Origin of the sequence: Streptomyces flavovariabilis (assembly GCF_000725785.1) — a bacterium.
GTDB lineage: Bacteria > Actinomycetota > Actinomycetes > Streptomycetales > Streptomycetaceae > Streptomyces > Streptomyces hawaiiensis.
This window is the reverse complement of record NZ_JNXD01000001.1, coordinates 572,059-597,012: the sequence shown is the minus strand read 5'-3', so window position 1 is coordinate 597,012 and position 24,954 is coordinate 572,059. Positions and strand designations below refer to the sequence as shown.

General features: G+C 71.3%; 23 protein-coding genes. 16 read left to right on the top strand and 7 right to left on the bottom strand.

What is annotated here, in order from left to right; genetic code table 11:
- The first annotated feature begins 16 nt into the window (after positions 1–16).
- The 4 genes from IO24_RS0102610 to fabF all read left to right on the top strand — a co-directional run bounded on the left by IO24_RS0102610 (position 17) and on the right by fabF (position 3,654).
- Positions 17–949, top strand: a complete 933-nt coding sequence (locus tag IO24_RS0102610; protein WP_031131300.1) for an ACP S-malonyltransferase — start codon at positions 17–19, stop codon at positions 947–949.
- Between the two features lie 15 nt (positions 950–964).
- Entirely contained in the window at positions 965–1,966 is a 1,002-nt protein-coding gene (locus IO24_RS0102605) for a ketoacyl-ACP synthase III (protein ID WP_031131298.1), read from the top strand.
- A gap of 81 nt (positions 1,967–2,047) precedes the next feature.
- Positions 2,048–2,296: an acyl carrier protein gene (locus IO24_RS0102600; RefSeq protein ID WP_031131297.1), complete on the top strand. Its 249-nt coding sequence runs from the start codon at positions 2,048–2,050 to the stop codon at positions 2,294–2,296.
- 86 nt (positions 2,297–2,382) lie between these two features.
- Positions 2,383–3,654, top strand: coding sequence for a beta-ketoacyl-ACP synthase II (gene fabF, locus IO24_RS0102595; RefSeq protein WP_031131295.1), 1,272 nt, complete (start codon positions 2,383–2,385; stop codon positions 3,652–3,654).
- 135 nt (positions 3,655–3,789) lie between these two features.
- Here fabF and IO24_RS0102590 read toward each other — a convergent pair whose 3' ends face one another.
- The gene (locus IO24_RS0102590; protein WP_031131293.1) at positions 3,790–4,284 is read right to left on the bottom strand and encodes a DUF3145 domain-containing protein; all 495 of its coding nucleotides are present in this window, start codon (positions 4,282–4,284) and stop codon (positions 3,790–3,792) included.
- 257 nt (positions 4,285–4,541) lie between these two features.
- Here IO24_RS0102590 and IO24_RS0102585 point away from each other — a divergent pair, with 257 nt between their 5' ends.
- Together IO24_RS0102585 and IO24_RS0102580 are read left to right on the top strand one after the other, a co-directional pair.
- On the top strand, positions 4,542–5,429 hold the full coding sequence (locus IO24_RS0102585; RefSeq protein WP_031131292.1) for an SGNH/GDSL hydrolase family protein: 888 nt from the start codon (positions 4,542–4,544) through the stop codon (positions 5,427–5,429).
- Positions 5,430–5,456: 27 nt separating this feature from the next.
- On the top strand, positions 5,457–6,428 hold the full coding sequence (locus IO24_RS0102580) for an aldose epimerase family protein (protein WP_031131290.1): 972 nt from the start codon (positions 5,457–5,459) through the stop codon (positions 6,426–6,428).
- An 81-nt stretch (positions 6,429–6,509) separates the two neighbouring features.
- Here the strand turns inward: IO24_RS0102580 and IO24_RS0102575 are convergent, their stop codons facing one another.
- Positions 6,510–8,990: a beta-glucosidase gene (locus IO24_RS0102575; protein ID WP_045295820.1), complete on the bottom strand. Its 2,481-nt coding sequence runs from the start codon at positions 8,988–8,990 to the stop codon at positions 6,510–6,512.
- 63 nt (positions 8,991–9,053) lie between these two features.
- Between IO24_RS0102575 and IO24_RS0102570 the strand changes: the two genes are divergently transcribed.
- Both IO24_RS0102570 and IO24_RS0102565 read left to right on the top strand, forming a co-directional pair.
- Complete coding sequence (locus tag IO24_RS0102570) at positions 9,054–9,635, top strand: TetR/AcrR family transcriptional regulator (RefSeq protein ID WP_031131286.1); 582 nt, start codon at positions 9,054–9,056, stop codon at positions 9,633–9,635.
- A gap of 130 nt (positions 9,636–9,765) precedes the next feature.
- A complete protein-coding gene (locus IO24_RS0102565) occupies positions 9,766–11,028 on the top strand; it encodes a pyroglutamyl-peptidase I (RefSeq protein WP_031131284.1) in 1,263 nt (420 codons plus the stop codon).
- Here the strand turns inward: IO24_RS0102565 and IO24_RS0102560 are convergent.
- Positions 10,982–11,806, bottom strand: coding sequence for an EI24 domain-containing protein (locus IO24_RS0102560; protein WP_031131282.1), 825 nt, complete (start codon positions 11,804–11,806; stop codon positions 10,982–10,984). The two genes, IO24_RS0102565 and IO24_RS0102560, sit on opposite strands and share 47 nt — an antisense overlap.
- A gap of 143 nt (positions 11,807–11,949) precedes the next feature.
- Here IO24_RS0102560 and IO24_RS0102555 point away from each other — a divergent pair, with 143 nt between their 5' ends.
- The 3 genes from IO24_RS0102555 to IO24_RS0102540 all read left to right on the top strand — a co-directional run bounded on the left by IO24_RS0102555 (position 11,950) and on the right by IO24_RS0102540 (position 17,367).
- Complete coding sequence (locus tag IO24_RS0102555; RefSeq protein WP_031131280.1) at positions 11,950–14,517, top strand: M14 family zinc carboxypeptidase; 2,568 nt, start codon at positions 11,950–11,952, stop codon at positions 14,515–14,517.
- Positions 14,514–15,659 (top strand): EstA family serine hydrolase, encoded by a 1,146-nt coding sequence (locus tag IO24_RS0102550; protein WP_031131278.1) that lies wholly within the window; start codon positions 14,514–14,516, stop codon positions 15,657–15,659. Before IO24_RS0102555 ends, IO24_RS0102550 begins: the two co-directional genes overlap by 4 nt.
- Before the next feature lie 1,057 nt (positions 15,660–16,716).
- A complete protein-coding gene (locus IO24_RS0102540; RefSeq protein WP_031131276.1) occupies positions 16,717–17,367 on the top strand; it encodes a YwqG family protein in 651 nt (216 codons plus the stop codon).
- A 404-nt stretch (positions 17,368–17,771) separates the two neighbouring features.
- On the opposite strand, the gene IO24_RS45915 is transcribed toward IO24_RS0102540, so the two are convergent.
- Positions 17,772–18,368, bottom strand: coding sequence for a hypothetical protein (locus tag IO24_RS45915; RefSeq protein WP_199808799.1), 597 nt, complete (start codon positions 18,366–18,368; stop codon positions 17,772–17,774).
- A gap of 43 nt (positions 18,369–18,411) precedes the next feature.
- On the opposite strand from IO24_RS45915, the gene IO24_RS41910 reads away from it, so the two are divergent.
- Positions 18,412–18,606 (top strand): hypothetical protein, encoded by a 195-nt coding sequence (locus IO24_RS41910; protein ID WP_051905839.1) that lies wholly within the window; start codon positions 18,412–18,414, stop codon positions 18,604–18,606.
- Between the two features lie 15 nt (positions 18,607–18,621).
- Entirely contained in the window at positions 18,622–18,930 is a 309-nt protein-coding gene (locus IO24_RS41905) for a transposase (protein ID WP_051905837.1), read from the top strand.
- 356 nt (positions 18,931–19,286) lie between these two features.
- Here the strand turns inward: IO24_RS41905 and IO24_RS0102525 are convergent, their stop codons facing one another.
- Together IO24_RS0102525 and IO24_RS0102520 are read right to left on the bottom strand one after the other, a co-directional pair.
- The gene (locus IO24_RS0102525) at positions 19,287–19,706 is read right to left on the bottom strand and encodes an organic hydroperoxide resistance protein (RefSeq protein ID WP_031131273.1); all 420 of its coding nucleotides are present in this window, start codon (positions 19,704–19,706) and stop codon (positions 19,287–19,289) included.
- A gap of 95 nt (positions 19,707–19,801) precedes the next feature.
- Positions 19,802–20,827 carry an NADP-dependent oxidoreductase gene (locus IO24_RS0102520; protein WP_031131270.1) on the bottom strand — a complete coding sequence of 342 codons (1,026 nt, stop codon included), beginning with the start codon at positions 20,825–20,827 and terminating at the stop codon, positions 19,802–19,804.
- Positions 20,828–20,929: 102 nt separating this feature from the next.
- Here IO24_RS0102520 and IO24_RS0102515 point away from each other — a divergent pair, with 102 nt between their 5' ends.
- Positions 20,930–21,379: a MarR family winged helix-turn-helix transcriptional regulator gene (locus IO24_RS0102515; protein ID WP_031131268.1), complete on the top strand. Its 450-nt coding sequence runs from the start codon at positions 20,930–20,932 to the stop codon at positions 21,377–21,379.
- A gap of 240 nt (positions 21,380–21,619) precedes the next feature.
- Here the strand turns inward: IO24_RS0102515 and IO24_RS45535 are convergent, their stop codons facing one another.
- Positions 21,620–22,393, bottom strand: coding sequence for an SCO2400 family protein (locus tag IO24_RS45535; RefSeq protein ID WP_031131265.1), 774 nt, complete (start codon positions 22,391–22,393; stop codon positions 21,620–21,622).
- Positions 22,394–22,662: 269 nt separating this feature from the next.
- Here IO24_RS45535 and IO24_RS0102505 point away from each other — a divergent pair, with 269 nt between their 5' ends.
- Positions 22,663–23,826 (top strand): mandelate racemase/muconate lactonizing enzyme family protein, encoded by a 1,164-nt coding sequence (locus IO24_RS0102505; RefSeq protein WP_031108125.1) that lies wholly within the window; start codon positions 22,663–22,665, stop codon positions 23,824–23,826.
- Entirely contained in the window at positions 23,823–24,827 is a 1,005-nt protein-coding gene (locus tag IO24_RS0102500; protein ID WP_031131260.1) for a zinc-dependent alcohol dehydrogenase, read from the top strand. Before IO24_RS0102505 ends, IO24_RS0102500 begins: the two co-directional genes overlap by 4 nt.
- Positions 24,828–24,954: the final 127 nt, after the last annotated feature.

Below are 24,954 nucleotides of genomic sequence, written 5' to 3'. Positions count from 1 at the left end.
AAGAGAGAGTGTGAGAGTGCTCGTACTCGTCGCTCCCGGCCAGGGCGCTCAGACGCCCGGCTTCCTGACCGAATGGCTCGACTTCCCCGGTGTTCGCGGTGCCCTCGAGGCCTGGTCGGACGCCGCGGGGCTCGACCTGATCCGTTACGGCACCGAGGCAGACGCGGAGGAGATCCGCGACACCGCGGTGGCGCAGCCGCTGCTGGTCGCGGCCGGACTGGCGTCGGCGTACACGCTGTTCGACGACCCGGCCGAGCTGCCGCGGAAGGTCGGCGCGGTCGCCGGTCACAGCGTCGGCGAGATCACCGCGGCGTCGCTCGCCGGAGTACTCCCCCACGAGGAGGCCCTCCGCCTGGTCCGCACCCGCGGGCTCGCCATGGCCGAGGCCGCCGCCGTCACCGAGACGGGCATGGCCGCGCTGCTGGGCGGGGACCCCGCCGTGACGGTTCCGCACCTGGAGAAGCTGGGCCTGACCCCGGCGAACATCAACGGCGCGGGCCAGATCGTCGCGGCCGGAACCAAGGAGCAGCTCGCCGCGCTGGAGGCGGACAAGCCCGAGGGCGTGCGCAAGGTCGTCGCGCTGAAGGTCGCCGGCGCGTTCCACACGCCTCACATGGCTCCCGCGGTCGACACGCTGGCGAAGGCCGCCGAGGCCCTGGCACCCGCCGACCCGAAGCTCCCCTATGTCTCCAACAAGGACGGGCAGGTAGTCGCCGGCGGCGCCGAGGTGCTGGAGCGCCTGGTCGGCCAGGTCGCCAACCCCGTCCGCTGGGACCTGTGCATGGAGACCTTCAAGGAGCTCGGCGTCACGGCCGTGATCGAGCTGTGCCCCGGCGGCACTCTCACCGGACTCGCCAGGCGGGCCCTGCCCGGGGTGAAGACGCTGGCTCTGAAGTCCCCCGCCGACCTCGACGCGGCTCGCGAGCTCATCGCCGAGCAGAGTGCCTAGAAGGAGCCCGAGAGCATGGCGAAGATCAAGCCCAGCAAGGGCGCCCCGTACGCGCGCATCCTCGGTGTCGGCGGCTACCGTCCGACCCGGGTCGTGCCGAACGAGGTGATCCTCGAGACGATCGAGTCGTCCGACGAGTGGATCCGCTCGCGCTCCGGCATCGAGACGCGGCACTGGGCCTCCGACGAGGAGACTGTCGCCGCGATGTCGATCGAGGCGTCCGGCAAGGCCATCGCCGACGCCGGCATCTCCGTCGAGCAGATCGGCGGCGTGATCGTCTCCACCGTCTCGCACTTCAAGCAGACTCCGGCCGTCGCCACCGAGATCGCCGACAAGCTGGGCACCGACCGGGCCGCCGCCTTCGACATCTCGGCGGGCTGCGCGGGCTTCGGCTACGGCCTCACGCTCGCCAAGGGCATGATCGTCGAGGGCTCGGCGGAGTACGTCCTGGTGATCGGTGTCGAGCGGCTGAGCGACCTGACGGACCTGGAGGACCGCGCGACGGCCTTCCTGTTCGGCGACGGCGCCGGCGCGGTCGTGGTCGGCCCGGCGAAGGAGCCCGCGATCGGCCCGACCGTGTGGGGCTCCGAGGGCGACAAGTCCGAGACCATCAAGCAGACCGTGCCGTGGACGGACTACCGCGACGGGACGGTCGAGAAGTTCCCCGCGATCACCCAGGAAGGCCAGGCGGTGTTCCGCTGGGCCGTGTTCGAGATGGCGAAGGTCGCCCAGCAGGCGCTGGACGCGGCCGGGATCACCGTGGACGACCTGGACGTCTTCATCCCGCACCAGGCCAACGTGCGGATCATCGACTCGATGGTGAAGACCCTGAAACTGCCGGAGCACGTCACGGTCGCCCGTGACATCCGCACCACCGGCAACACCTCGGCCGCCTCGATCCCGCTCGCGATGGAGCGGCTCCTGGCGACCGGCGAGGCGAAGAGCGGCGACACCGCGCTCGTCATCGGCTTCGGGGCGGGTCTCGTCTACGCCGCGACTGTCGTTACCCTCCCCTAGGCACTCCGTGCCGGATCATGCGATCCGGCACGGAAGGAAACACCTGCCACACCCTCTGAATATCTACGAAGGAGCGCCGACATGGCCGCCACTCAGGAAGAGATCGTCGCCGGTCTCGCCGAGATCGTGAACGAGATCGCCGGCATCCCGGTTGAGGACGTCCAGCTGGACAAGTCCTTCACCGACGACCTGGACGTCGACTCGCTGTCCATGGTCGAGGTCGTCGTCGCCGCCGAAGAGCGCTTCGACGTCAAGATCCCCGACGAGGACGTCAAGAACCTCAAGACCGTCGGTGACGCGACGAACTACATCCTCAAGCACCAGGGCTGATCGGCCGATCAGGCCTTTGGGCTGACTGCCCCGCCACCCGGCGGTGGCGCCGCTTAATCCTCGGATCCGTTGGAGAAAGAATTCCCGTGAGCTCGACCAATCGCACCGTGGTCGTCACCGGTATCGGCGCAACCACACCGCTGGGTGGCGACGCAGCCTCTACCTGGGAGGGCCTGATCGCCGGACGTTCCGGCGTCAAGCCCCTGGAGCAGGAGTGGGCGGCCGACCAGGCCGTCAAGATCGCGGCCCCCGTCGCCGTGGAGCCGACCGAGGTCATCCCGCGGCCGCAGGCCCGCCGACTGGACCGCTCGGCGCAGTTCGCGCTGGTCGCGGCCAAGGAGGCCTGGGCGGACGCCGGCTTCGAAGCGAAGGCCGGCGACGACCCGAACATCGACCCCGACCGGCTCGGCGCGGTCATCGCCTCCGGTATCGGCGGCGTGACGACGCTGCTCGACCAGTACGACGTGCTGAAGGAGAAGGGCGTCCGCCGCGTCTCCCCGCACACCGTGCCCATGCTGATGCCCAACAGCCCGTCGGCCAACGTGGGATTGGCCGTGGGGGCCCGGGCGGGCGTGCACACGCCGGTCTCCGCCTGCGCCTCGGGCGCCGAGGCCATCGGCTACGCCATCGAGATGATCCGCACCGGCCGCGCCGACGTCGTCGTCGCCGGTGGTACGGAGGCGGCGATCCACCCGCTGCCCATCGCCGCGTTCGGCAACATGATGGCGATGTCCAAGAACAACGACGACCCGCAGGGCGCGTCGCGCCCCTACGACACCGCCCGCGACGGCTTCGTCCTCGGTGAGGGCGCCGGTGTCGTGGTCCTGGAGTCCGCCGAGCACGCCGCGAAGCGCGGCGCCCGGGTGTACGCCGAGGCGGTTGGGCAGGGCATCTCCGCCGACAGCCACGACATCGTGCAGCCGGAGCCGGAGGGGCGGGGCATCTCGCACGCCCTGCAGAACCTGCTGGACCGCAACGACCTGGATCCGGCGGAGATCGTGCACGTCAACGCGCACGCGACGTCGACGCCGGCCGGTGACATCGCCGAACTGAAGGCGCTGCGGAAGGTGTTCGGCGACGACGCCGACCACTTCGCGGTGTCCGCGACGAAGTCGATGACCGGGCATCTGCTGGGTGGTGCGGGTGGTGTGGAGACGGTGGCGACCGTACTCGCGCTGTACCACCGGGTGGCTCCGCCGACGATCAATGTGGAGAACCTCGACCCGGAGGCCGAGGCGAATGCCGACGTCGTCCGTGGCGAGGCTCGCAAGCTGCCGGTCGAGGGCCGTATCGCCGCGCTGAACGACTCGTTCGGCTTCGGTGGGCACAACGTGGTGCTGGCGTTCCGGACGATCTGATTCGCTGAACGGTGATGGGCCCGGACCCCCTGAGCGGGGTCCGGGCCCATCACCGTTCTGTGTCGCGTCGTCTGCCGGGTGCGGGCGCGTGGGGGCCGATCCCGCAGTTCCCCGCGCCCCTGAACGACAAAAGCCCTACACCACCTGGTGGAGCCAGCGGACGGGGGCGCCTTCGCCTGCGTAGCGGAAGGGTTCCAGTTCGTCGTCCCAGGGCTTGCCGAGCAGTTTGTTGAGTTCGGCCTCCAGGTCGGTCTCCCCCTGCCGACTGCGCTGGAGGGCCGCTCTGAGCCGGTCCTCGGGGATGAGGATGTCGCCGTGGATGCCGGTGACGGCGTGGTAGATGCCCAGGTCGGGGGTGCAGCTGTAGCGCTCGCCCTCGGCGGTGGCGCAGGGTTCCGCCGTGACCTCGAAGCGGAGGAGGTGCCAGCCGCGCAGCGCCGAGGCCAGCTTGGACGCGGTGCCCGCCTGGCCCTGCCAGGAGAACTCCGAGCGCCAGGTGCCCGGGGCGGCCGGCTGGCGGATCCAGTCCAGGCTGACGCGTGTGCCGAGCACCCCGGCGACGGCCCACTCGACGTGCGGGCACAGCGCGCGCGGCGCGGAGTGCACGTACAGAACTCCACGTGTCGTCACCGGAACCTCCGGGCAGAGCGGGACATGGTGCAAGGGCGGAACGGCTGTGACCGGGCGGGTCACGTTGATGGCGAGGCTACCGTGCGGCGGAGCAAGGAGTGTGACGTACGGTCGGTCCAGGTACCGGGAAACGCCTGCCATTCACCCAGGGGGACGCTTGTACGGGTGTGAGCCGTTGCACCTGACCGGTCGGGAACCCTCGTGCGTTGTTATGGGTTGGGGAGACAGGCACGGCGTGGCGAGGGGATGGACCAGGGATGCGGAAGCGAGGCCGTCGCACACGGGGCGTTCTGGCCATGGTCGCGGCGGCCGTGCTGGGGGTCGCCGGGTGTGATGCCGTGGGGGGCGATTCCGCCGCCCCGCCGGAGACCGCGAGACCGTCGCCGAAGCCCACGCCCCTCTGGGACCGCAGCCCGAGTTCGGTCGCGGCCGTCGGTGACTCCATCACGCGCGCGTTCGACGCCTGTGACGTGCTGTCGGACTGCCCGGAGGCGTCCTGGGCGACCGGTGCGAGCCCCGAGGTCGATTCGCTCGCGGTGCGGCTGCTGGGGAAGGCCGGGGCCGCCCGGCAGAGCTGGAACTACGCCGTGACCGGGGCGCGGATGGCCGATCTGCCCGGTCAGATGGACCGGGCGGTGCGGCGGAAACCGCAGCTGGTGACGGTGATGGTCGGGGCGAACGACGCCTGCCGGGCCACGCCCTCGGCGATGACGCCGGTCTCCGCCTTCCGTGCCGACTTCGAGGACTCCTTGCGTTCCCTGCGCAGGGCCTTGCCCAAGGCGCAGGTGTTCGTGGCGAGCGTGCCGAACCTGAAGCGGCTGTGGTCGCAGGGGCGTACCAGCCCGATGGGCAAACAGGTGTGGCAGCTGGGCATCTGCCCGTCGATGCTGGGTGACCCGGATGCCCTGGACTCGGCGGCGGTGCTGCGGCGGGACACGGTGCAGAAGCGGGTGGAGGACTACAACAAGGTACTGAGGGAGGTCTGCGCCGAGGAAAAACGGTGCCGCTACGACGGGGGCGCGGTGTACGACTACCGGTTCGGCACCGCCCAGTTGAGCCGTTGGGACTACTTCCACCCCAGTGTGAACGGGCAGGCCCGGCTGGCGGAGATCGCGTACCGCACCGTCACCGCGAAGAAGCCCTGACCCGGCCCCTGGCCTAGAGTTCCGCACATGAACGAACTCTTCGGAACACTTTCCGACGGGACCCCGGTGCACCGCTGGACCCTGGAGCGAGCGGGCGTGCGGGTGCGGGTTCTGTCGTACGGCGGGATCGTGCAGTCCGTGGAGGTGCCGGACCGTGAGGGCCGCGCCGGGGACGTGGTGCTGGGGTTCCCGGATCTCGACGGGTATCTCGCCCACCCGGAGCCGTACCTCGGTGCCCTGATCGGGCGGTACGCCAACCGGATCGCCGGAGGCCGGTTCACCCTGGACGGGCGGACGTACGCGCTGGAACCGAACAACGGGCCGAACTCGCTGCACGGCGGGGCGCGCGGCTTCGACAAGCGGGTGTGGGACGCGGCGCCGGTCGAGCACGGGGTGCGGCTGACACGGGTCGGTCCGCACGGCGAGGAGGGGTTCCCGGGGCGGCTGGAGGTGTCGGCGACGTACACGCTCGACGAGGGCGGGGCGCTGCGGATCGCGTACGAGGCGGTGACGGACGCGCCGACCGTGGTGAACCTGACCAACCACAGCTACTTCAACCTGGCCGGTTCCGGTGATGCGGGTGGCCATGAGCTGCGGCTGGCCGCCTCCCGGTACACGCCGGTCGACGCCGACCTGATTCCGGTCGGCGGCCCGGAGGACGTCACCGGCACGCGCTTCGACTTCCGCGAGGCCCGCAAGACCGGCTCCGGCTACGACCACAACTTCGTGCTCGACAAGGGTGTGACGGACACTCCGGTGGAGGTCGCCGAGCTGCACGACCCGGCGTCGGGGCGGGTGCTGACGGTGGCGACCACCGAGCCCGGCCTCCAGCTGTACACCGCCGACCACCTGGCCGGGCCCTTCGCACCCGGCGACGGCATCGCGCTGGAGACCCAGCACTTCCCCGACTCGCCGAACCGGCCGGAGTTCCCGACGACCGTGCTGCGGCCGGGCGAGGTGTTCCGCTCGGAGACGGTGTACGGGTTCGGCACCCGCTGAGGGGGCCCGTGACAGACCACGAGCCCCGGCCCGGAGGTCAGGTCCCGGACCGGGGCTGCTTGGCGGGGAACTCGTCCCGGATCAGACGTTAATCGTCGCGGTGATCCTGCGGTCCGTGATCGAACGTCCGACCTGGATCTCGTACGAACCCTTCACAAACGACCACGATCCGGTCGCCTCGTCCCAGATCTCGAAGGCGCGGCGCGGCAGTTCGACGGTGACCTCGACGCTGTCGCCGGGGGCGGCCTCGACGCCCGTGAAGGCCGCGAGCCAGCGGGCCGGGCGGGTGGGGCCGGGCTCGTCCGGGGCCAGGTAGAGCTGGACGACCTCGCGGCCGGGGCGGTCGCCGGTGTTGCGGAGGCGGACCTTCGCGGTGATCGTCTCGGCGGTCTCCTCCACCTCCACGGAGTCGTAGGTCCAGTCGGTGTAGCCGAGACCGTGGCCGAAGGGGTAGGCGGGGCTGCAGCCGTGCTTCTCCCAGGCGCGGTATCCGATGAAGACGCCCTCTTCGTAGGGGAGTTCGCCGTTCTCGGGGACGACCTGAGTGACCGGGGCGTCGGTGAGGGTGCCCCAGGTGGTGGGCAGACGGCCGCCGGGTTCGTGGGCGCCGGTGAGGACGTCCGCGAGGGCCGCGCCGCCCTCCTGGCCGGGGAACCAGGACAGGAGCACGGCGGCGACGTCGTCGCGCCACGGCAGTTCCACCGGGGAGCCGGAGTTGACGACCACGACGGTGTTGGGGTTGGCGGCGGCGACGGCGCGGACCAGGTCGTCCTGACGGCCGGGCAGGCGCAGGTCGGTGCGGTCGAAGCCCTCGGACTCCACGCGGTCGGTGGTGGCGACCACGACGACGGCCGTGTCGGAGGCCCTGGCGGCCGCGGCGGCCTCGGCGATCAGCTCGTCGGCGTCGCGCTGCGGGTCCTGGTGGGCGAGGGTGAACCCGATGGTCCGCATGGGGTGGTCGCTGGGCGGCGGGACGGTGCAGGTCAGGGAGACCTCGACCGTTTCGCCCGTGGTCAGGTCGGCCCGGGCGTGGGGCACCGGGGATCCGAAGAACGCCGCGAAGGGGTCGCCGTCCTCGGCGGGGCGCTGGACGTCGTCGAAGTACGTGGTGCCGGCGACCGTGAGCCTGAAGGGGCCGAGGCCCTTGATGCCGAAGGTGTGCGTGCCGGTCTCGCGCGGGGTGAAGGTGCCCGTCAGCTCGACGGTCGCGAGGGTGTCGTGGGTGACGCCGTCCGGGAGGTCGTCGCCCATCCACTGGATGTGGCCGCCGGCGGCCGAGCGGGTGCCGATGACGGTGCCCGCGCTGTCGCGGCAGACGGCGCGCAGTTCGAAGCCCTGGCCGGCGACGGGGAGTTCGGTGTTCGGGTCGGCGCCGAGGGCGTAGGTGAGGCTGCCGTCGGGGAGGGCGGCGGTGAGGCCGTCGAGCGGGGAGACGACGCGGGCGGGGAAGACGGTGGCGGAGCCGCCGCCGAGGACGCGGGCGTCGCGGGCGGCGGCGCCGATCAGCGCGACCCGGCCGGGCCGCAGCGGCAGCGCGCCGTTCTCGTTGCGGACCAGGACGAAGGAGCGGCGGGCGATCTCGCGGGCGAGCGCCTCGCCGTCGACGGGTGCGGGCAGGTCGGTGACGGCCGGTTCCGCGCCCTCCAGGATGCCGACGCGGGCGGCCAGGCGCAGGACGCGGCGGACCGCCTCGTCGACCCGGGCCTCGTCGGCCCGGCCGTCCCGTACGGCCTGCGCGAGGGCCTCGCCGTAGACCGTGCCGGGGCCGGGCATGGCGATGTCGAGGCCGCCGGCGAGGGCGCCGGTGGTGGAGCGGGCGGCGGTCCAGTCGGAGACGTTGGCGCCGTCGAAGCCCCACTCGCCGCGCAGGACCTCGTCGACCAGGTGGTGGTGCTCGGTCATGGTCGGGCCGTTGACCGAGTTGTAGGCGGTCATGATGCCCCAGGGGCGGGCGTTGCCGACGATCGCCTCGAAGGGGGCCAGGTACAACTCGCGCAGGGCGCGCTCGCCGACGAGGTTGTTCACGGTGAGGCGGTCGGTCTCGGCGTCGTTGGCGACGAAGTGCTTGACGGTGGTGCCGACGCCGCCGGACTGGACGCCGCGGACGTACTCGGTGCCGATCCTGCCGGTGAGGTACGGGTCCTCGCTGTAGGCCTCGAAGTGGCGGCCGCCCAGCGGGGAACGGTGCAGGTTGACCGTCGGGGCGAGCAGGACGTGGACGCCCTTGCGGCGGGCCTCCTGAGCCAGCAGCACCCCGGCCCGGTGCGCGAGGCCGGGGTCCCAGGTGGCGGCCAGGGCGGTCGGGGAGGGCAGGGCGACGGACGGGTCGTCGGCGCTCCAGTGCACTCCGCGGACCCCGATCGGGCCGTCGGACATGACCAGTGAGGCCAGACCGGCCTCCGGCAGCGCGGGCAGGCTCCACATGTCCCGGCCTGCCAGCAACCGCGTCTTGGCGTCCAGGTCGAGCTTGCCGAGGGCGGCCTCGACCGCCGCCTCGCGCCGTACCTCTGCTGTCTCCGCCACGTCGGCACCTCCACGTCGAAAGCCGCTGGATGTCACCATCGTGCCCGGACTGCCTGTGGTGCGGTAGGTTTCGTTAGCCTCTCGTGATATTCGACGGTCGACATGTCGTACGGTGACGCCATGACGGCCAGGACGAGAAGCGAGCAACGGCGCGCGGAGATCGTGCGGGCCGCTCTGGAGGTGATCGCCGAGCGCGGTTACCGGGGGGCGAGCCTGGCCGCGGTCGCCGAGCGGGTCGGGCTCACCCAGCAGGGACTGCTGCACCACTTCCCGACGAAGGAGGCGCTGCTGGTGGCGGTGCTCCAGGACCGGGACCGCTGGGACGCGATGCCCGCCGGGCGGCTGCGGCTCGACCTGCTGGCCTCGCTGGTCGAGTACAACGCCATGCGGCCCGCCATCGTCCAGACCTTCTCGGCGCTGCTCGGCGAGAGCGTGACGGAGGGGCATCCGGCCCGGGCGTACTTCACTGAGCGCTATGCCGGGGTGCGGGCCGGCATGGCCGAGGTGCTGCGCAACGAGTACGGTGACCGGCTGCCGAGCGGCCTCACCCCCGAGCGGGCCGCACCGCTCGTCGTGGCGATCCTGGACGGCCTGCAGTACCAGTGGCTGCTGGACCCGGAGTCGGTCGACATGGCGTCCGCGTTCCGGGACTTCCTGACCCTGCTCGGCGAGAGCGACGGCTGAACCGGCCCGCTGCTGCGGGTGGCCGGTGAGGGTGCCCCCGAGCCCCACCCATGGCGTGGACCACACCCGTCACGCGATACTGCGGCGGTCCGGCACCGACCCCCCACCGCGACGGAAGGCCCGAACACCCTTGACATCCCTACGCGTTCACCTCGGCGTCCTCGGCCTCGCCCTGCTGACCGGCTTCACCACCCCGACGGCCGCGAGCGCCGCCCCAGAGGCACCCACTCCCACCGTCGAGGAGCAGCGGCTCGACCGAGCGGCGCCCCAGGAGATCCTGCGCCGCTCCGGGTTCGACGCCGTGGCCCCGCGACTGGCGCGGGCCCTCGACGCGGCCCGCTCCTACGGGGCGGCCCGCCGGGCGGTCACGGGCGAGGGCTCACGGCTGTGGCAGCGCGCGGTCGACCGGGCGCAGGGGCGCGGCGGCGCGGGCGGGGACCTCAGCCGGGACGACGACCGGCCGCTGTACTGGGCGCGGCTCGGCATGACGCGCGAGGTGCGCACCTGGGAGCCGGGGTTCGGCCTGACGGAGGGGCAGCGGGCGGCGCTGCTGGACGAGCTGGAGCGCACCTCGCGCGGCCAGAACGCCATCGGCTATCCGCACGGCAAGGGCCTGAAGCGGATCCTGCTCACCGGTTTCGACCCGTTCACCCTCGACCGGGACATCCGCATCTCCAACCCGTCCGGTGCCACCGCGCTGGCGCTCGACGGCACGGTGATCGAGACGGCGGACGGCCCGGCCCGGATCGAGACGGCCGTGTTCCCGGTGCGCTGGCGGGACTTCACTGGGGGCACCTCCCAGGCTTTCGGCACTGGGGGAGGAACGGTGGAACGGACCCTGCGGCCGTACCTGCCGAAGGTCGACCTGTTCACGACGGTGAGCCAGGGCCGGGCCGGGCGGTTCGACATCGAGCGGACCAACGGGGCCTGGCGGGGCGGCTTCGGGGACAACGACAACATCGGCCGCACCGAGACCGTGCCGGTGACCGATCCGGCCTCGCAGCCGCAGTGGACGACGACCACGCTGCCCTACCGGGCGATCGTCGCCGCGGACACCGGCCGCTTCCCCGTGTACGACAACACCGGCGTCACCGAGATACCGGCGGGCGGCACCGAGCCCGTCGTACGCCCCGACGGGCCCACCCCCGGCTCGACCGCTCGGGCGGGCGGCGGCGGGGACTACCTCTCCAACGAGATCGCCTACCGGGCGACGCTGCTCCGGGACCGGCTGGGGCTGCGGGACACGCTGCCGGGCGGGCATGTGCACACGCCGGTGCTGCAGTTCGGGGCCGGGAACACCACCGAGGTCACCGACCCGGAGTTCGTGCGGAACCGGCTGGACATCATCACGCAGGTGAGGACGATCCTGACGGTGGCTGCGGAAGGGTCGTGACGTCCCCGTCGCCCTCCGCAACGCCCTCGCGGATCTCCTCGCCCAGCAGGTCACGCGCCATGAGGGTGGCGCCCGCGACCGCGCCCGGCATCAGGAACACCGCGACGAACGGCACCAGGAAGGCCACGGCGAGCGGCGTGCCGAAGCCCCACACGAGGGTCTTGCGGGAGCGCAGCAGGGTGAGGCGGGTGCGCAGTTCGACGCTGCGGCGCTGGAGGGCGACGGCGGTCAGTTCCTCGGTGAGGAAGAACCCGGTGACGAAGAACCCGATCACCGGGACGGCCGTCTGCCCGACCACCGGGATGAAACCGCAGGCGAACAGCAGCGCACCCCACAGGGCTGCCCGCACCACGATGCGGAGGCTGTCGCGGGCGGAGATCCACAGTTCCTGCCAGAGCGGCAGCCCCGACTCGGGGGCGTGCCCGTCCGGGGACACGTCCCGGTCGACCTTCTCGGAGAGGTTCTCGTAGAAGGGCTGCCCGATCAGCAGGGTCACCGCGGTGAAGGTCACGACGGAGAGGAGCAGGGCGAGGGCGAACAGCACGGCGGTCAGGAAGCCGCGGAAGAGGCCGAGCCAGGGGCTGGACCAGTCGTCGGCGAAGGGCGTCGCCCAGGTCACGGCGTCCTCGCCCCACAGCGCCAGCGCGACGAGCGCCGCCGCGTACAGGACGAGGGTGATCAGGCCCGGGAGCAGGCCGAAGCCGTACTGCTTGCCGTGGCGGGCCACCCACCGCTGGCCCTTCAGGAGGTATCGGAAACCCGCCCCTAGTTCGCGCATGGGGAAACCCTATCGGGGCCGGCCGGACCGCTTCCCGACAGGGCCGTACGGGGCGCCGGTGAGACGAAGGCGCCCTTGTTGCCGTTGAGTCGAACCGGTACACCTCGCCGTACCGATCTCAGGAAGCCCCGGAGGAGGCACGCGTGCGCACCACGAGAAGCGTTCCTGCGAGACCCGCACTGATCGTCACCCTGGCTCTGGCCACGGCGGGTTCACTCCTGCTCGCCCCCGGCGCCGCCGGTGCGGACCCGAAGCCCGTCACCCGTGAGGGCTCCGCCGTGGACGACCGCGCGGCACAGGCTCCCGCGAGCGCGACGCGACGCGCCTTGACCGCGGACGTCGCCGCCCGCACCACCACCCGCGCCTACCCCCGCCGCCAGATGCTCTCCCCCGGCCCGGAGAACCCCGGCGACAAGTCCGTGAAGCTGGGCCTCACGCCGTACCACGCGATCGCGCCGAAGCTGAACGCCCTGCAGCGGCTCGGCGACCGGGTGAGCGTGGAGGTGACGGGCCGCTCGGCCGGCGGCCACCGCCTCTACCTCGTCACCGTCACCGCCCCGGAGACCACCCGGCAGGCCCGCGCCCAGGAGCGGATGCGCGAGCTGATCGGGAACGCGCCGGCCGCGGCGGCCGTGTCCCGTGACATCAAGCGCGACTACAAGACCCCGGTCTTCGTCAACAGCAACATCCACGGCAACGAGTGGGAGGGCACGGACGCCTCCCTGAAGGTCATCGAGCAGCTCGCGACGGCGAAGGACGCCAGGACCAGGGACCTGCTCGCGCACAGCCGTCTGTACTTCAACGTCACGGCCAACCCGGACGGCCGGATCGCCGGGACCCGTGCCAACGCGAACGGCTTCGACCTGAACCGGGACTTCGTCACCGCCTCCCAGCCCGAGACGCGGGCGATGCGGCAGATCGAGCTCGACAAGCAGCCCGCCGTCCTGCTCGACCTGCACGGCTACGTCAACGGCACCCTCATCGAGCCCACCACTCCCCCGCACGGCGAGAACTACGAGTACGACCTCTTCCTGAAGAACACCTACGCCAACGCCCTCGGCATGGAGTCCGCGGTCAACGCTCTCGGCTACACGCCGGCGAAGGACGGCGTGGCGGCGGCCCAGATCCCGTTCCGCGACCAGGAGGAGGGCTGGGACGACTGGCCGCCGATCTTCACCCCGCAGTACGCGGCCTTTCACGGCACGGTGGCCGCCCACACGGTGGAGATCCCCCTGGCGGTGAACAACGAGGAGTACGACGAGCTGCCCGTCCCGGAGCTGCGCCGCCGTTCGGCGGTCAACACGGCGGTGGCGGGCGCGGCGATCCGCGCGACCCTGGACCATGTCCGCGAGCACCGCGGCACCCTGATCACCGACCAGATCGAGGTCTTCCGCCGCGGTGCGACAGGCGCCGCACAGGTGCCGGTGTCCCCGGAGACGGTCCCCGGCGTCCCCGGCATCGGCCCGGAGGACGTCTACACGACCGTGTTCCCGCGCGCCTACGTCATCCCGCCCGGCGACGCCCGCACCCGGCGTCCTGGGCCCGCTGCCGCCCGCCTGGTCGATCACCTGCTGGCCAACGACGTCCGTGTCACCCGCGCCACCCGCCCCTTCCGGCTCGCCGGACGGACATACCCCCGGGGCTCGTACGTCGTCGACATGCACCAGCCCAAACGCGGCATGGCGAACGTGCTGCTCGCCGACGGCCGGGACATCAGCGGCAACGTCTCGGTGATGTACGACATCTCCGGCTGGAGCCTGGGCAGTCTGTGGGGCGCCACGGTCGAGCGGGTGCCGTCGGGCAGCCTGCGGGGCGCGCCCCTGCGTGCGATCAGCGAGGCCGCACCGGTCGCCCACGTGCCCGCGCACGGCGGCCTCCGGCTGCGGCTGACCGATCCGCGCGAGGTCGCCGCCCTCAACTCCCTGCTGCGGCAGGGCGTGCCGGTCCGGCGGGCGGCGGACGGCAGCGCGATCGTCCCCGGGGCGGCCCGCCGTGCGGCGCGCACGGCCGCCCGCGACCACGACGTCGCCTTCACGGCCACGCGGCAGACCGGCACGGCACCGCTGAGCCGCCTCCGCGTCGCCGCCGCCGTCACGCCGGGCGAGCTGTTCGCCCTGCGGGAGATGGGCTTCGCCGTCACGCCGGTCTCGACGGCCGTCCTGAACGCCGGCTTCGACTGGTCGGGCACGGATGTGCTGTTCGTGTCCGCCGGCCTGGACCACGCGGCGTTGAGCGCCTCCGCCCGGCGGGCCCTGGACACCTTCCTGGACGGGCACGGACTGGTCGGCCGGGGCGCGACGGGAGCGGCCCTGAACGCGGCGGCGGGCCGGCTGGCCGTCAAGCCGGTGGAGGGCAACGCGGACGCGAACGGCGTGGTGCGGGTGAGGAACTCGGGCGGCATCACGCGCGATGCCCCGGGCCACGGCTTCGTCTACGCCCCGCTCTGGTTCACCGACCGGGGCCCGGGCGTCCGCGTGGAGCAGTCGTACGCGACCGGGAACCCGCTGGTCTCCGGGCACTGGCGGCCGCTGCCCGGCGGCACCGGCGGTCCCGCGGCCGCCGCCGGTCAGGCCTCGGTCGTCAGCGGAGGCCAGACCGTTCTGTTCGGCACCGAACCGCTTTTCCGGGACCATCCCAAGGGGGAATTCCCGCAGGTGGCAAGGGCATTGTTCACAGTGGCACACAGCGCTTCAGTTGAGGAGAGCGGATGACGCAAGAGATCCACGGCACCGTGGCGGACGGCTTCGAGGCGGTGCGCGAGGAGTTCGCCGCGTTCGTCGCCGGGGAGCGAGCCGACTACGAGGGGCAGCTGTGCGCCTACGTCCACGGCCGGAAGGTCGTCGACCTGTGGGCGGGGACCGGCGCCGACGCCCTCTACGGTGTGTTCTCGTCCACCAAGGGCGCCGCCTGCCTGGTCGTGGCTCTGCTCGTCCAGGACGGCACACTCGAACTGGACCGCAAGGTGACGTACTACTGGCCGGAGTTCGCGGCCGAGGGCAAGGGCGCCCTGACCTTGCGGGATCTGCTGGCGCACCGGGCGGGCGTGGTCGGCACGGACTCCGGCTTCACGCTCGCGGAGCTGGCCGACGACCGCCAGCTCGCCGAGCGCCTCGCCGACCAGCGGCCGTTCTGGCGCCCCGGCACGGCCTTCGGCTATCACGCGCTGGTCGCCGGCGCCCTGGCCGGTGAGGTCGTACGCCGCGCAACGGGCCGCACGCTTCAGGAGATCTACCAGGAGCGGATCAGGACCCCGTACGGGCTGGACTTCCACCTGGGTCTGCCCGCGTCCGAGGAACCGCGCTTCCGCGGCACCCAGCCGCTGGACCCGACCCCCGAGCAGCGGGCCGTCCTCGACGCCACGCCCACGGGCCCGCACTCGCTGGCCTCGATCGCCTTCAACGGCAACGCGGCGGAGCCGACCGACCTCGTCTCCCTTCCGAACATGCCGCTGATCCGCGCCAAGGGCCCGGCGTCGGTGGGCGGGGTGGCGTCCGCGCGGGGTCTGGCGGGGATGTACGCGGCGGCGATCAGCGAGGTGGGCGAGCTGCCGGCGCTGCTGAAGCCGGACACGGTGGCGGAGTTCGGCCAGTTCCACTCGGCGGGCTACGACCTGGTCGCCCGGGCCCACAAGTCGTTCGGGCTCGGCTTCCAGATGACGGCTGACACGTGGCACCCGTTCCTCGGCGCCGGGACGATCGGGCACAGCGGCGCGGGCGGCTCCCAGGCCTTCGCGGACCCGTGGAGCGGCCTCGCCTACGGCTACACGCGCCGCCGGTTCGCCTTCCCGGGTGGGGCGGCCCCGGAGAACAACCGCCTGGCGCTCTCGGTCCACACGGCGGCGCTCGCCCTCTGAGCCCGGGCACGGGCTAAGCCTTGATCCACCGATCCGGCGTCTGCGGATAACTCTTCTTGAAACGAGGAAGTGCCTCGTGACCTGGGATGATGGGAGTTCTTCAGGCTTCCAGCACGCACGATCAGCAAGGCACTTCCGAGATGCAGCTTTCCCATACGCCGGCGGCGGTCTCCGCTGTGTTCGATGACCGAACTCGCCGGCCTTCTGGGAGTACGTCGACGAGGGCTGAACCCTGAGAGGACACCGCCACCGGGGGCGTCAGCGTGCAGTCCAACGGTGGCGGCGACGCCGCCCTTGGAACCGCCCGGGGAACGTCGGCGACCAAGTAGTGGGGCTGCGCGAGCCCCAGGAACATCAAGCCGCCGCTGGCGGACCAAGGAGCCACGATTTTGCGGTGCCCGGCCCAGGAGCAGGGGTGAGACATGCGTTGCGTTAACTGTGGACAAGAGACTGAGTATGAACACGCGCCCCCCATGGGGGGCTCACCGGAGACAGGGTTGGTACACGTCAGCAGCGGTATGACGGCCTGTTTCCCGGAGCGTGGTCCGGGAAGCCCGATCGTCAAAGCTCCGGTGCCACCGCACCTCCGCCGCCTTCTGGAGCAGGCACCGCGGTTGCCTCCGCCGCCACCACCCGGATTCCTGATCGAGGAGGACGAGCCCGGTTCGGGGGCGTGCAGTCCATCGGCACTGTGACGTCCGTGTCACGCGGGCTGCCCCAGCCGTCGGAGCCCTGTCCGACCCGGACCGTAGCCTGACCGCTGTCCGCACGACACAGGAGGTACGCCCCGTGGACCCCACGACCGCCCGCCACATCAGGTCCGCCACGGCCCTGCCGGCGGGCGCGCTCGCGGTCCGCCTGCGCCATCGCCGCACGGGCCGTGCATAAGCGCGGAAAACTGACTGAGGATCAGCATCGCGCGGTCCTTGACCCGTTTACCGCCGCCGGCGTCGCCGATCTCGTGGAGTGCTCCCTCCTCGGGGTACATCGGGATGATCCGCGACGGCGCACTGTGCATGCTGGATCCTGAGCTGCCGACTGCCCGTAGCCTTCCTTCATGCAGGCAACTTTGATGATCTACGACGGCACGGCCGCGCCCGATGCAGACGTGCCACGTACCGGGGGTGTGCCGCTGGCCCCCGAGGGGTTCACCTGGCCGGTTTGCGGCGACTACTGCGGAGGGCCGATGCAGTTCTTCGCGCATCTGCCGGTCGAGTACGGCGTCCTGTCGGTGTTCGTGTGCCAGAACGATCCGGGCGCCTGCGAGCTGTGGGACGCGACCTCCGGGGCGAATCGGGTCCTTCTTTTCCCGCCCGCGGGACTGGTACCGGTGGCCGTACCCGAGAAGGGCGTGACGCTGCTGCCCGCAGTGTCGGCGATCACGACCCGGGTCGTGACGCTCGAACCCGAGGAGGATGACGGCGACGATCTCCCGCGCGACACATACGACCTCGCCCGTTCAGGGTGGAAGCGGGAGCCAGACGAGCGGTTCGGGAAGCAACGCGAGGTGCTCGGTTCGCTCGGCGGCAGCCCCTCCTACCTGGACGACGACCGGTTGCCCGGGTGCCCCTCCTGCTCCGGCACGACGGAATTCGCGGCACACTTGGAGGAGGGGATCGACCGGCAGACCGCGATGAACCTCGGCGGCCAGTTGGGCTACGTCTTCGTCTGCCGCCCCTGCTCCGAGGGCGCCTTCCTCACGGGCTGAGCGCGCCTGTGGCGGCAGGCCCCGCCGCCTACGCGGACGGGCCGCCCCCCCCCCCGGCTCTCCTCCTCCCCCACAGTCTCCTCCGGGGTGGCCGTGAGTGTTCGGTGCCCTTCCTGATCCAGGAAGATCCATCGGTGTCCAGTAGCACGTGACGGAGGCCGAGACCGCCGAGACGCCTGAGCCGAAGCAGCCGAAGACGGTTGACGGTCAGTTGATCCACGAGTTGGTGGTGCGGGCTGCAGGCCGAGAACCTTCGGCTGACAGATGAGGGGGCATCCTTCAGCGGCTGACGAAGTGGCTGCCGCTGTCCGATCGGTGGTCGGGATCAACCGACCACCTCGGCTCCGACAAGCACAATCCGTGTTCAGCGTCAAGGGGGCGGAGCGCGGGCAAGGGCGGCGGCGTCACCCTTGTGTGCCGCTGCCGTTGTTGTCGAACTTCTCGAGCGGCGTGCGGGCGCCGTCGCGGAACGCGTCGAGGCCCGTCTCGAAGTCGACCGCTGACCCCGCGAACAGCGCCGATTCGTCGGGTGCAACGTAGATCTTGCCTCCGCCGCGTACGGCGTGCACGAGGCAGACGCCGAGCCCGTCGGGCAGCTCGATGACGTTCAGCACCGGGTCGGTCCTGAGCTGAGCAAAGTGCGCTCTGCCCACCACTATGAGCCGGTCGACGCCCTCGGATGCCGCGTCGCTGCTGCCTGCGGCAGGTGGCAATGCTGCCGTGCGGTCCTCGACCGCCTCGACCGCGTAGCCGGAACGCTCGGCCGCGTCGAGGAATGCATGGAGATCGGATGCCTCGCGCAGGAGCGCTCCGAGCTCGCCCTCGCATTCGGCCACGTGGAACGTCGCGGTGGCGAACGGATGCGTGACCGGTGCAGCCCCTGGCAGCGGCGGCGGGGTTGAGGTGCTTACGAGCACCCCCGGTTCGCCCCTGAGTCCCATCGCGAGCCGCTTGCCGTGAAAGAGGCGGTATGTGCGCACCGACCCGGTTGCATCACTCACGACGTCTGCTCCGTTTCCTATAATTGACCGCAGGGCTCCGCGTATGCACCGCCGGCAGTACACCGCGTTCACCGGCCGCAAGAAGGCAGATCGGGTCACCGCCCGGCTGATCGTGCGCCGGGTCCGTGACCTGGCCAAACCCGCCGTCGTGGGCGAGCAGGACGAGCTGTTTCCCGTCTGGCGCTACCACCCCTTCTTCACCGACCAGCCCGCCGCAACGCTGCGGGCCGAGCGGTAACACCGCCACCACGCCGTGGTCGAGCAGGTCATCGCGGACAGCAAGGCCTCGGCCCTGGCCCATCTGCCGTCCGGGCACTTCCGCGCCAACGCGGCCTGGCCCACCCGGTGGGCGATGACCTACAACCTGCTGCGGGCCGCTGGTTCCCTGGCCTCTGCGTTCCACGCCAAGGCCACCACGGCCACCATGAGGACCCACCTGGTCCAAGTCCCGGCCCGCATCGCCCGCTCAGCGCGACGCGTCACTCTGCACCTGCCCCACAACTGGCCCTGGCAGCACGCCTGGACACACCTCTTCACCACCGTCCACAGCCCACCCGACTGACCCGAACAGCCCCTGCCCACCCCGCCCACCAGGGCCCAACCGGAACCGAACCCGTGGAAAAGCTGGGCAGACCAGCAGATGCCGCCTGCCCACACCCAGCCACCAGCCCAAAGCGGACACAGAAATCGATCAGAAGATCACTCTCGAACCACCTCGGTGGATCAAGGCTAAGGGGTCCTTACGCTATGAGCGTCCGATCAGGTCGCGTGGTCTGGTGCCGGGCAACGCGGCGAGGTGCGGTGCCAGACCGCGCGACCCGGGCGCTCATAGCGCAAGGGCCCCTACGGCCGCACCCCACGCCCAAAGGCCGCACCCCACGTCCAAGGGTGCGGCCTTCGCGTACGCAACGACTGTCGTCAGACCAGCGTCACGGTGATGTTGCCGCGGGTCGCCTTCGAGTACGGGCAGACCCCGTGCGCCTTCTCGATCAGCGATCGGGCGAGCCCCCGGTCCACCTCGGGGATGTCGGCCGAGATCTCGACGATGATCCCGAAGCCGTCCCCGTTCTTGCCGAGGCCGACCTTCGCGGTCACGGTCGAACCGGTGAGGTCGGCCCCCTCCTGGCGGGCGACGACACCGAGAGCCCCCTGGAAGCAGGCGCTGTACCCGGCGGCGAACAGCTGCTCCGGGTTGGTGCCGGCGCCGCTTCCGCCCATCTCCTTCGGCGGGTTGACGACGAGGTCGAGCTTGCCGTCGTCGGTGGCGACCCGGCCGTCGCGCCCGTTCTCGGCGGTGGCGACGGCGGTGTACAGGACGTCGGACTGCTGGATCGGCATGCGGTTGTGTTCCTTCGGTCGTCCGCCGCGACTCGCGCCCGGGCCGGGACGGATTCGGAAACAAGTTACCGCATGTCGGAATCCGAAAGAAGGCGTCAGAGCTTGACGATCATCTTCCCGGTGTTGTCGCCGCGCAGCACGCCCAGAAACGCCTCCAGGTTGTTCTCGATGCCCTCGACGACGGTCTCCCGGTACTTCAGCTCACCGGAGGCGACCCAGGGGGCGACCTCCCGCACGAACTGCGGCTGCAGGTCGTAGTGGTCCCCGACCAGGAAGCCCTCGATGCGGCCACGGGTCGCGATCAGGCGGGCGAGGTTCTTCGGGCCCGGGGCGGGCTCGGTGTTGTTGTAGACGGAGATCATCCCGCAGACGGCGATCCGGCCGCCCTGGTTGAGGGAACCGATGGCCGCCTCCAGGTGGTCACCGCCGACGTTGTCGAAGTAGACGTCGATCCCGTCGGGAGCGGCGGCGCGCAACTGCTCGGCGACGGACCCGTCCTTGTAGTTGAAGGCGGCGTCGAAGCCGTACTCCTCCACGAGGAGCTTCACCTTCTCGTCCGACCCGGCGGAGCCGATGACCCGCGAGGCGCCCTTGAGCTTGGCGATCTGCCCGACCTGGCCGCCCACGGCCCCGGCGGCACCGGACACGAAGACGGTGTCGCCCTCCTTGAAGGCGGCGGTGCGCAGCAGTCCCGCGTAAGCGGTGAGGCCGGTCATGCCCAGCACACCCAGGTAGGTCGACAGCGGCGCGGCGTCCGGGTCCACCTTCACGGCGTTCTTGGCGCCGACGACCGCGTACTCGCGCCACCCGAAGAAGTGCAGCACGTGGTCCCCGACGGACAGCCCCTCGGCGTTCGAGGCCACGACCTCGCCGACGGCACCGCCCTGCATGACCTTGCCGAGCTCGAACGGGGCGACGTAGGACTTCGCGTCGCTCATACGGCCGCGCATGTACGGGTCCACGGAGAGGTACTTGTTCCGGACGAGGACCTCCCCCTCACCCGGCTGCGGAACCTCCGCCTCGACGAAGGCGAAGTCCTCGGGCTTCGGCCAGCCGACGGGGCGGCTCGCCAGGTGCCACTCACGGCTGCTGACGGCGGGGAGGGTGGGGGTGTCGGTCATGATGCGCCTTACCTCACTGACTGGATGCGAATGTTTCAGTACCTGAAACAACCATGCTCCTGAAAATTTCAGGTTGTCAAATAACCGGGTACCCTCGATGGCATGGCCTCCACCACGTCGACGCCCCAAGTCATCACCAACCGCCCGGATCCGCTGACCGTCGAGGTCGTCGAGCTGATCGGGGAGGTCGTCGTGCGGTTCCACGAGGACTACGAGTCGGCGGCGGCGGAGCATGCCCTGACCGGCGCGCAGGCGAGGCTGCTCAGCCTGCTGTGTCTCGAACCGCTGCCGATGCGGAGGCTGGCCCGGCAGCTGAAGTGCGAGCCGTCCAACGTGACGGGGATCGTGGACCGGCTCGAGGCGCGGGGGCTGGTCGAGCGGCAGCCGGATCCCGCCGACCGCCGGGTGAAGGTGGCGGCGGCGACCGCGGAGGGGCGGCGGGTGGCCCGGAGCCTGCGGGAGTCGCTGAGGTTCGCCCGGGAGCCCCTGGCCGGGCTCTCCGAGGGGGAGCGGGTGGCGTTGCGGGACACGCTGCGGCGGATGCTGGGCTGAGGCCGGGCCGCCGCCGTCAGCGGATCCTGTGCCCCAGGACCGAGTACAGGGCACTGCACACGTGCGCGTACCGCCGGGCCGCCTGTTCGGGGTCCTGCGGCACGTGGCCGATGCCGTCCTCCCCGATGAGGGTCCAAGGCGGCCCTGGGCCCTCGCCGGCGCGGCGTCTGCGGCCCGATGTGCAGGGGCAGGAAGGGGCGATTCCGTTCCCCGCGCGCTGCCGAGGATGACCGACAGGCCTTACGTGCACCACCACAGAAACCGGTCGCACGTCTGAGACGGTTCCGGTTCCGGTTCCGGGGTGGTCGGGTCCGATGTCGGCGTCGGGGCCGGGGCCGGCGGGGCGGCCGTGGGAGCGGATGCCGGGCGGCTGGGGGCGCCTCCCGCCGTGGCCGACTCGGGGTCCTTCACCGGTTCGTCACCCTTCGGGGACTCCGACTTCTCGCCCTCCGGGGATACGGAAGCCGACGGCGTGTCAGATGCCTCCGGTGAGGCGGAGCCTGACGGACCTTCAGCCCCGGGCCCCTTTCCGCCCGAGCCGCTGCCCGGCTCCCCCGCCTCCGCCGAGGCGTCCCCGTCCGGCGACTCGCCCCCGGCCGCGGCCGGTTTCGGCGTCGAGCTGGGGGCGTCCATGCCGAGCTCCGCGAGGCTCAGGCCGCCCGCGGCCAGCACGAACCCGGCCGCCACGAACAGGGTCCGGCGTCGGCGCCGGCGGTGTGCGGCGGCCTTGCGGTCCCGCCGGCTCGACCCGCCCGGGCCGTCGACGGCCGGGCCGTGCCCGCGGCTCCGGCGGCGCGCGGCCCGTCCCAGGTGCTCATCGTCGTCGTCGCCGTCGTCGTACGCGGTGTCCGACCCCGTCGACCCCTCCGGCGTGTCGCCGACGCTCTCGGACGCGGTGACGTCGTAGCCGCCGTACCCCGGCTCGCGCCGCCGCAGCGTTTCGGCCGAGGTGCCGCACCCCGGGCAGGCAAGGGCGCCGTTGAGGTGCCGTCGGCACGGGTCGCAGTAGTCCATGACGCGGGAAGATTAAGTTCCGCGCTGGTCACGTTCCTAGATCCAGCTGTGAAGGTTCTGTAGGGACACGGCTCACCCATGGTTTCGAAACTGTCGAAACCGTTATGCGCGCGACCCATTGACACTCCAGCCGCCCGATCCTTACTGTCACGCCAGCATTTCGAACGTGTGCCGAAATCTCGAACAGACCGAGTCGCCGGACCACGAGCGGGATGCTGACGGAACAAACTGACGGAACTGAACCGACGAAGCTGCGAGGGACAACCGCCGTGCGCATCACCGGAATCAGCACACACGTGGTCGGGACGCCGTGGCGCAACCTGACGTACGTCCAGGTGCACACCGACGAGGGAATCACCGGAGTCGGCGAGACCCGGATGCTGGGACACACCGACGCCCTTCTCGGTTACCTGAGGGAGGCCGAGGCCAACCACATTCTCGGCTCCGACCCCTTCGCTGTCGAGGATCTCGTCAAGCGCATGAAGTACGGCGACTACGGCCGTGCGGGCGAGATCGTCATGTCCGGCATCGCCGTGATCGAGATGGCGTGCTGGGACATCAAGGGCAAGGCCCTGGGGGTCCCCGTCTGGCAGCTGCTGGGCGGCAAGGTCACCGACAAGGTCAAGGCGTACGCCAACGGCTGGTACACCACCGAGCGGACCCCGGAGGCCTACCACAAGGCCGCCCAGGGCGTGATGGAGCGCGGCTACCGGGCGCTCAAGATCGACCCCTTCGGCACCGGCCACTTCGAGCTGGACCACCAGCAGACCCTGTACGCCGTCTCCCTGATCGAGGCCGTCCGCGACGCCATCGGCCCCGAGGCCGAGCTGATGCTGGAGATGCACGGCCGCTTCTCCCCCGCCACGGCCGTGCGCCTGGCCAAGGAGCTGGCGCCGTTCAAGCCGGCGTGGCTGGAGGAGCCGGTCCCGCCGGAGAACCTGAAGGCGCTGGAGAAGGTCGCCGCAAAGGTCGACATGCCGGTCGCCACCGGTGAGCGCATCCACGACCGGATCGAGTTCCGGGAGCTGTTCGAGAGCCAGGCCGTCGACATCATCCAGCCGGACGTCGGCCACATCGGCGGAATCTGGGAGACCAGGAAGCTCGCGGCGACCGCCGAGACCCACTACATGCTGGTGGCTCCGCACAACGTGGGCGGCTCGGTCCTGACCGCCGCGTCGCTCCAGGTCGGCTTCACCTCCCCGAACTTCAAGATCCTGGAGCACTTCAACGACTTCGCGGACGCGGAGATCAAGAAGGTCGTCAAGGGCGCCCCGCAGGTGAACCCGGAGGACGGCTGCTTCCACCTCTCCGACGCCCCCGGCCTCGGTGTGGAGCTGGACGTCGACGCCGCCGCCGAGTTCCCCCAGCAGCAGGCACGCTTCGACCTCTGGGCGGAAGGCTGGGAACAGCGCAAGCCGAAGGGTGCGCAGTGAGCACCGCTGTCGTCATCGACGCCCCGGGCGAGCACCGTCTCGTCCCGCACGAGCCCCGGCGGCCCGAGCCGGGTGAGGCCCTGGTGCGGGTCCACGCCTCGGGGATCTGCGGCAGTGACCGCGAGGTCTATCAGGGCAACCGCCCCGAGGGCTATGTGCGCTACCCGCTCACGCCGGGCCACGAGTGGTCCGGGACGGTGGAGGCCGTGGGCGCCGGTGTCCCGGAGTCCCTCGTCGGCCGCAAGGTCGTCGGTGAGGGCTTTCGAAACTGTCAGGTCTGCGACCGCTGCCACGCCGGCGACACGACCCTGTGCACGGCCGGGTACGAGGAGACCGGGTTCACCCAGCCGGGCGCGATGGCGGCCACGCTGACCCTCCCGGCCCGGCTCCTGCACGCCCTCCCGGACGACTGCGACCTGACGGCCGCGGCCCTCCTGGAGCCCGCCGCGTGCATCGCGGCCGCCGCACTGAAGGGCAACGCGCAGCCCGGCGAGCGCGTCGCCGTGGTCGGCACCGGCACCCTCGGCATGTTCGCCGTGCAGTTCCTTAAGGCGAACTCGCCGTCCGAACTGCTGGTCGTCGGCACCCGCCGGGACCGCGAGGCGCTGTCGCGGAGTTACGGCGCGACGGACTTCCGGACGAAGGACCAGCCACTCCCGGACGACTTCGACGTGGTGATCGAGACGGCCGGGTCCGCGGACGCGGCACGGATCTCGGCCGGCCTGCTCAGGCGGGGCGGCCGGCTGGTCCTGACCGGCATCCCGGCACCGGACGCCGACGGTCTCGACCCGACCGACCTCGTCGTACGGCAGCTGGAGGTGCACACCGTGTTCGGTGCCCCGCCGGACGCCTGGGCGCACACGGTGCGGGTGTTCGCCGCCGGTCTGCTCGACCCGCTGCCGCTGGTGACGCACGAGCTGCCGCTCACCGAGTTCTCGCAGGCCATCGAGCTGGTCGGGGCCGGTGACCCCAAGGTGGGCAAGGTCCTGCTCCGCCCCTAGACGTACGCCGGTACGGGGGCAACCTGACGGCTCCCGTACCGGCGTACACCCAGCCTTGCCGCACCCCGAGCCTCGCCGTACCCACAGCCGCGAACCTCGTCCGAAATATCGAACCGAAGGACATTCC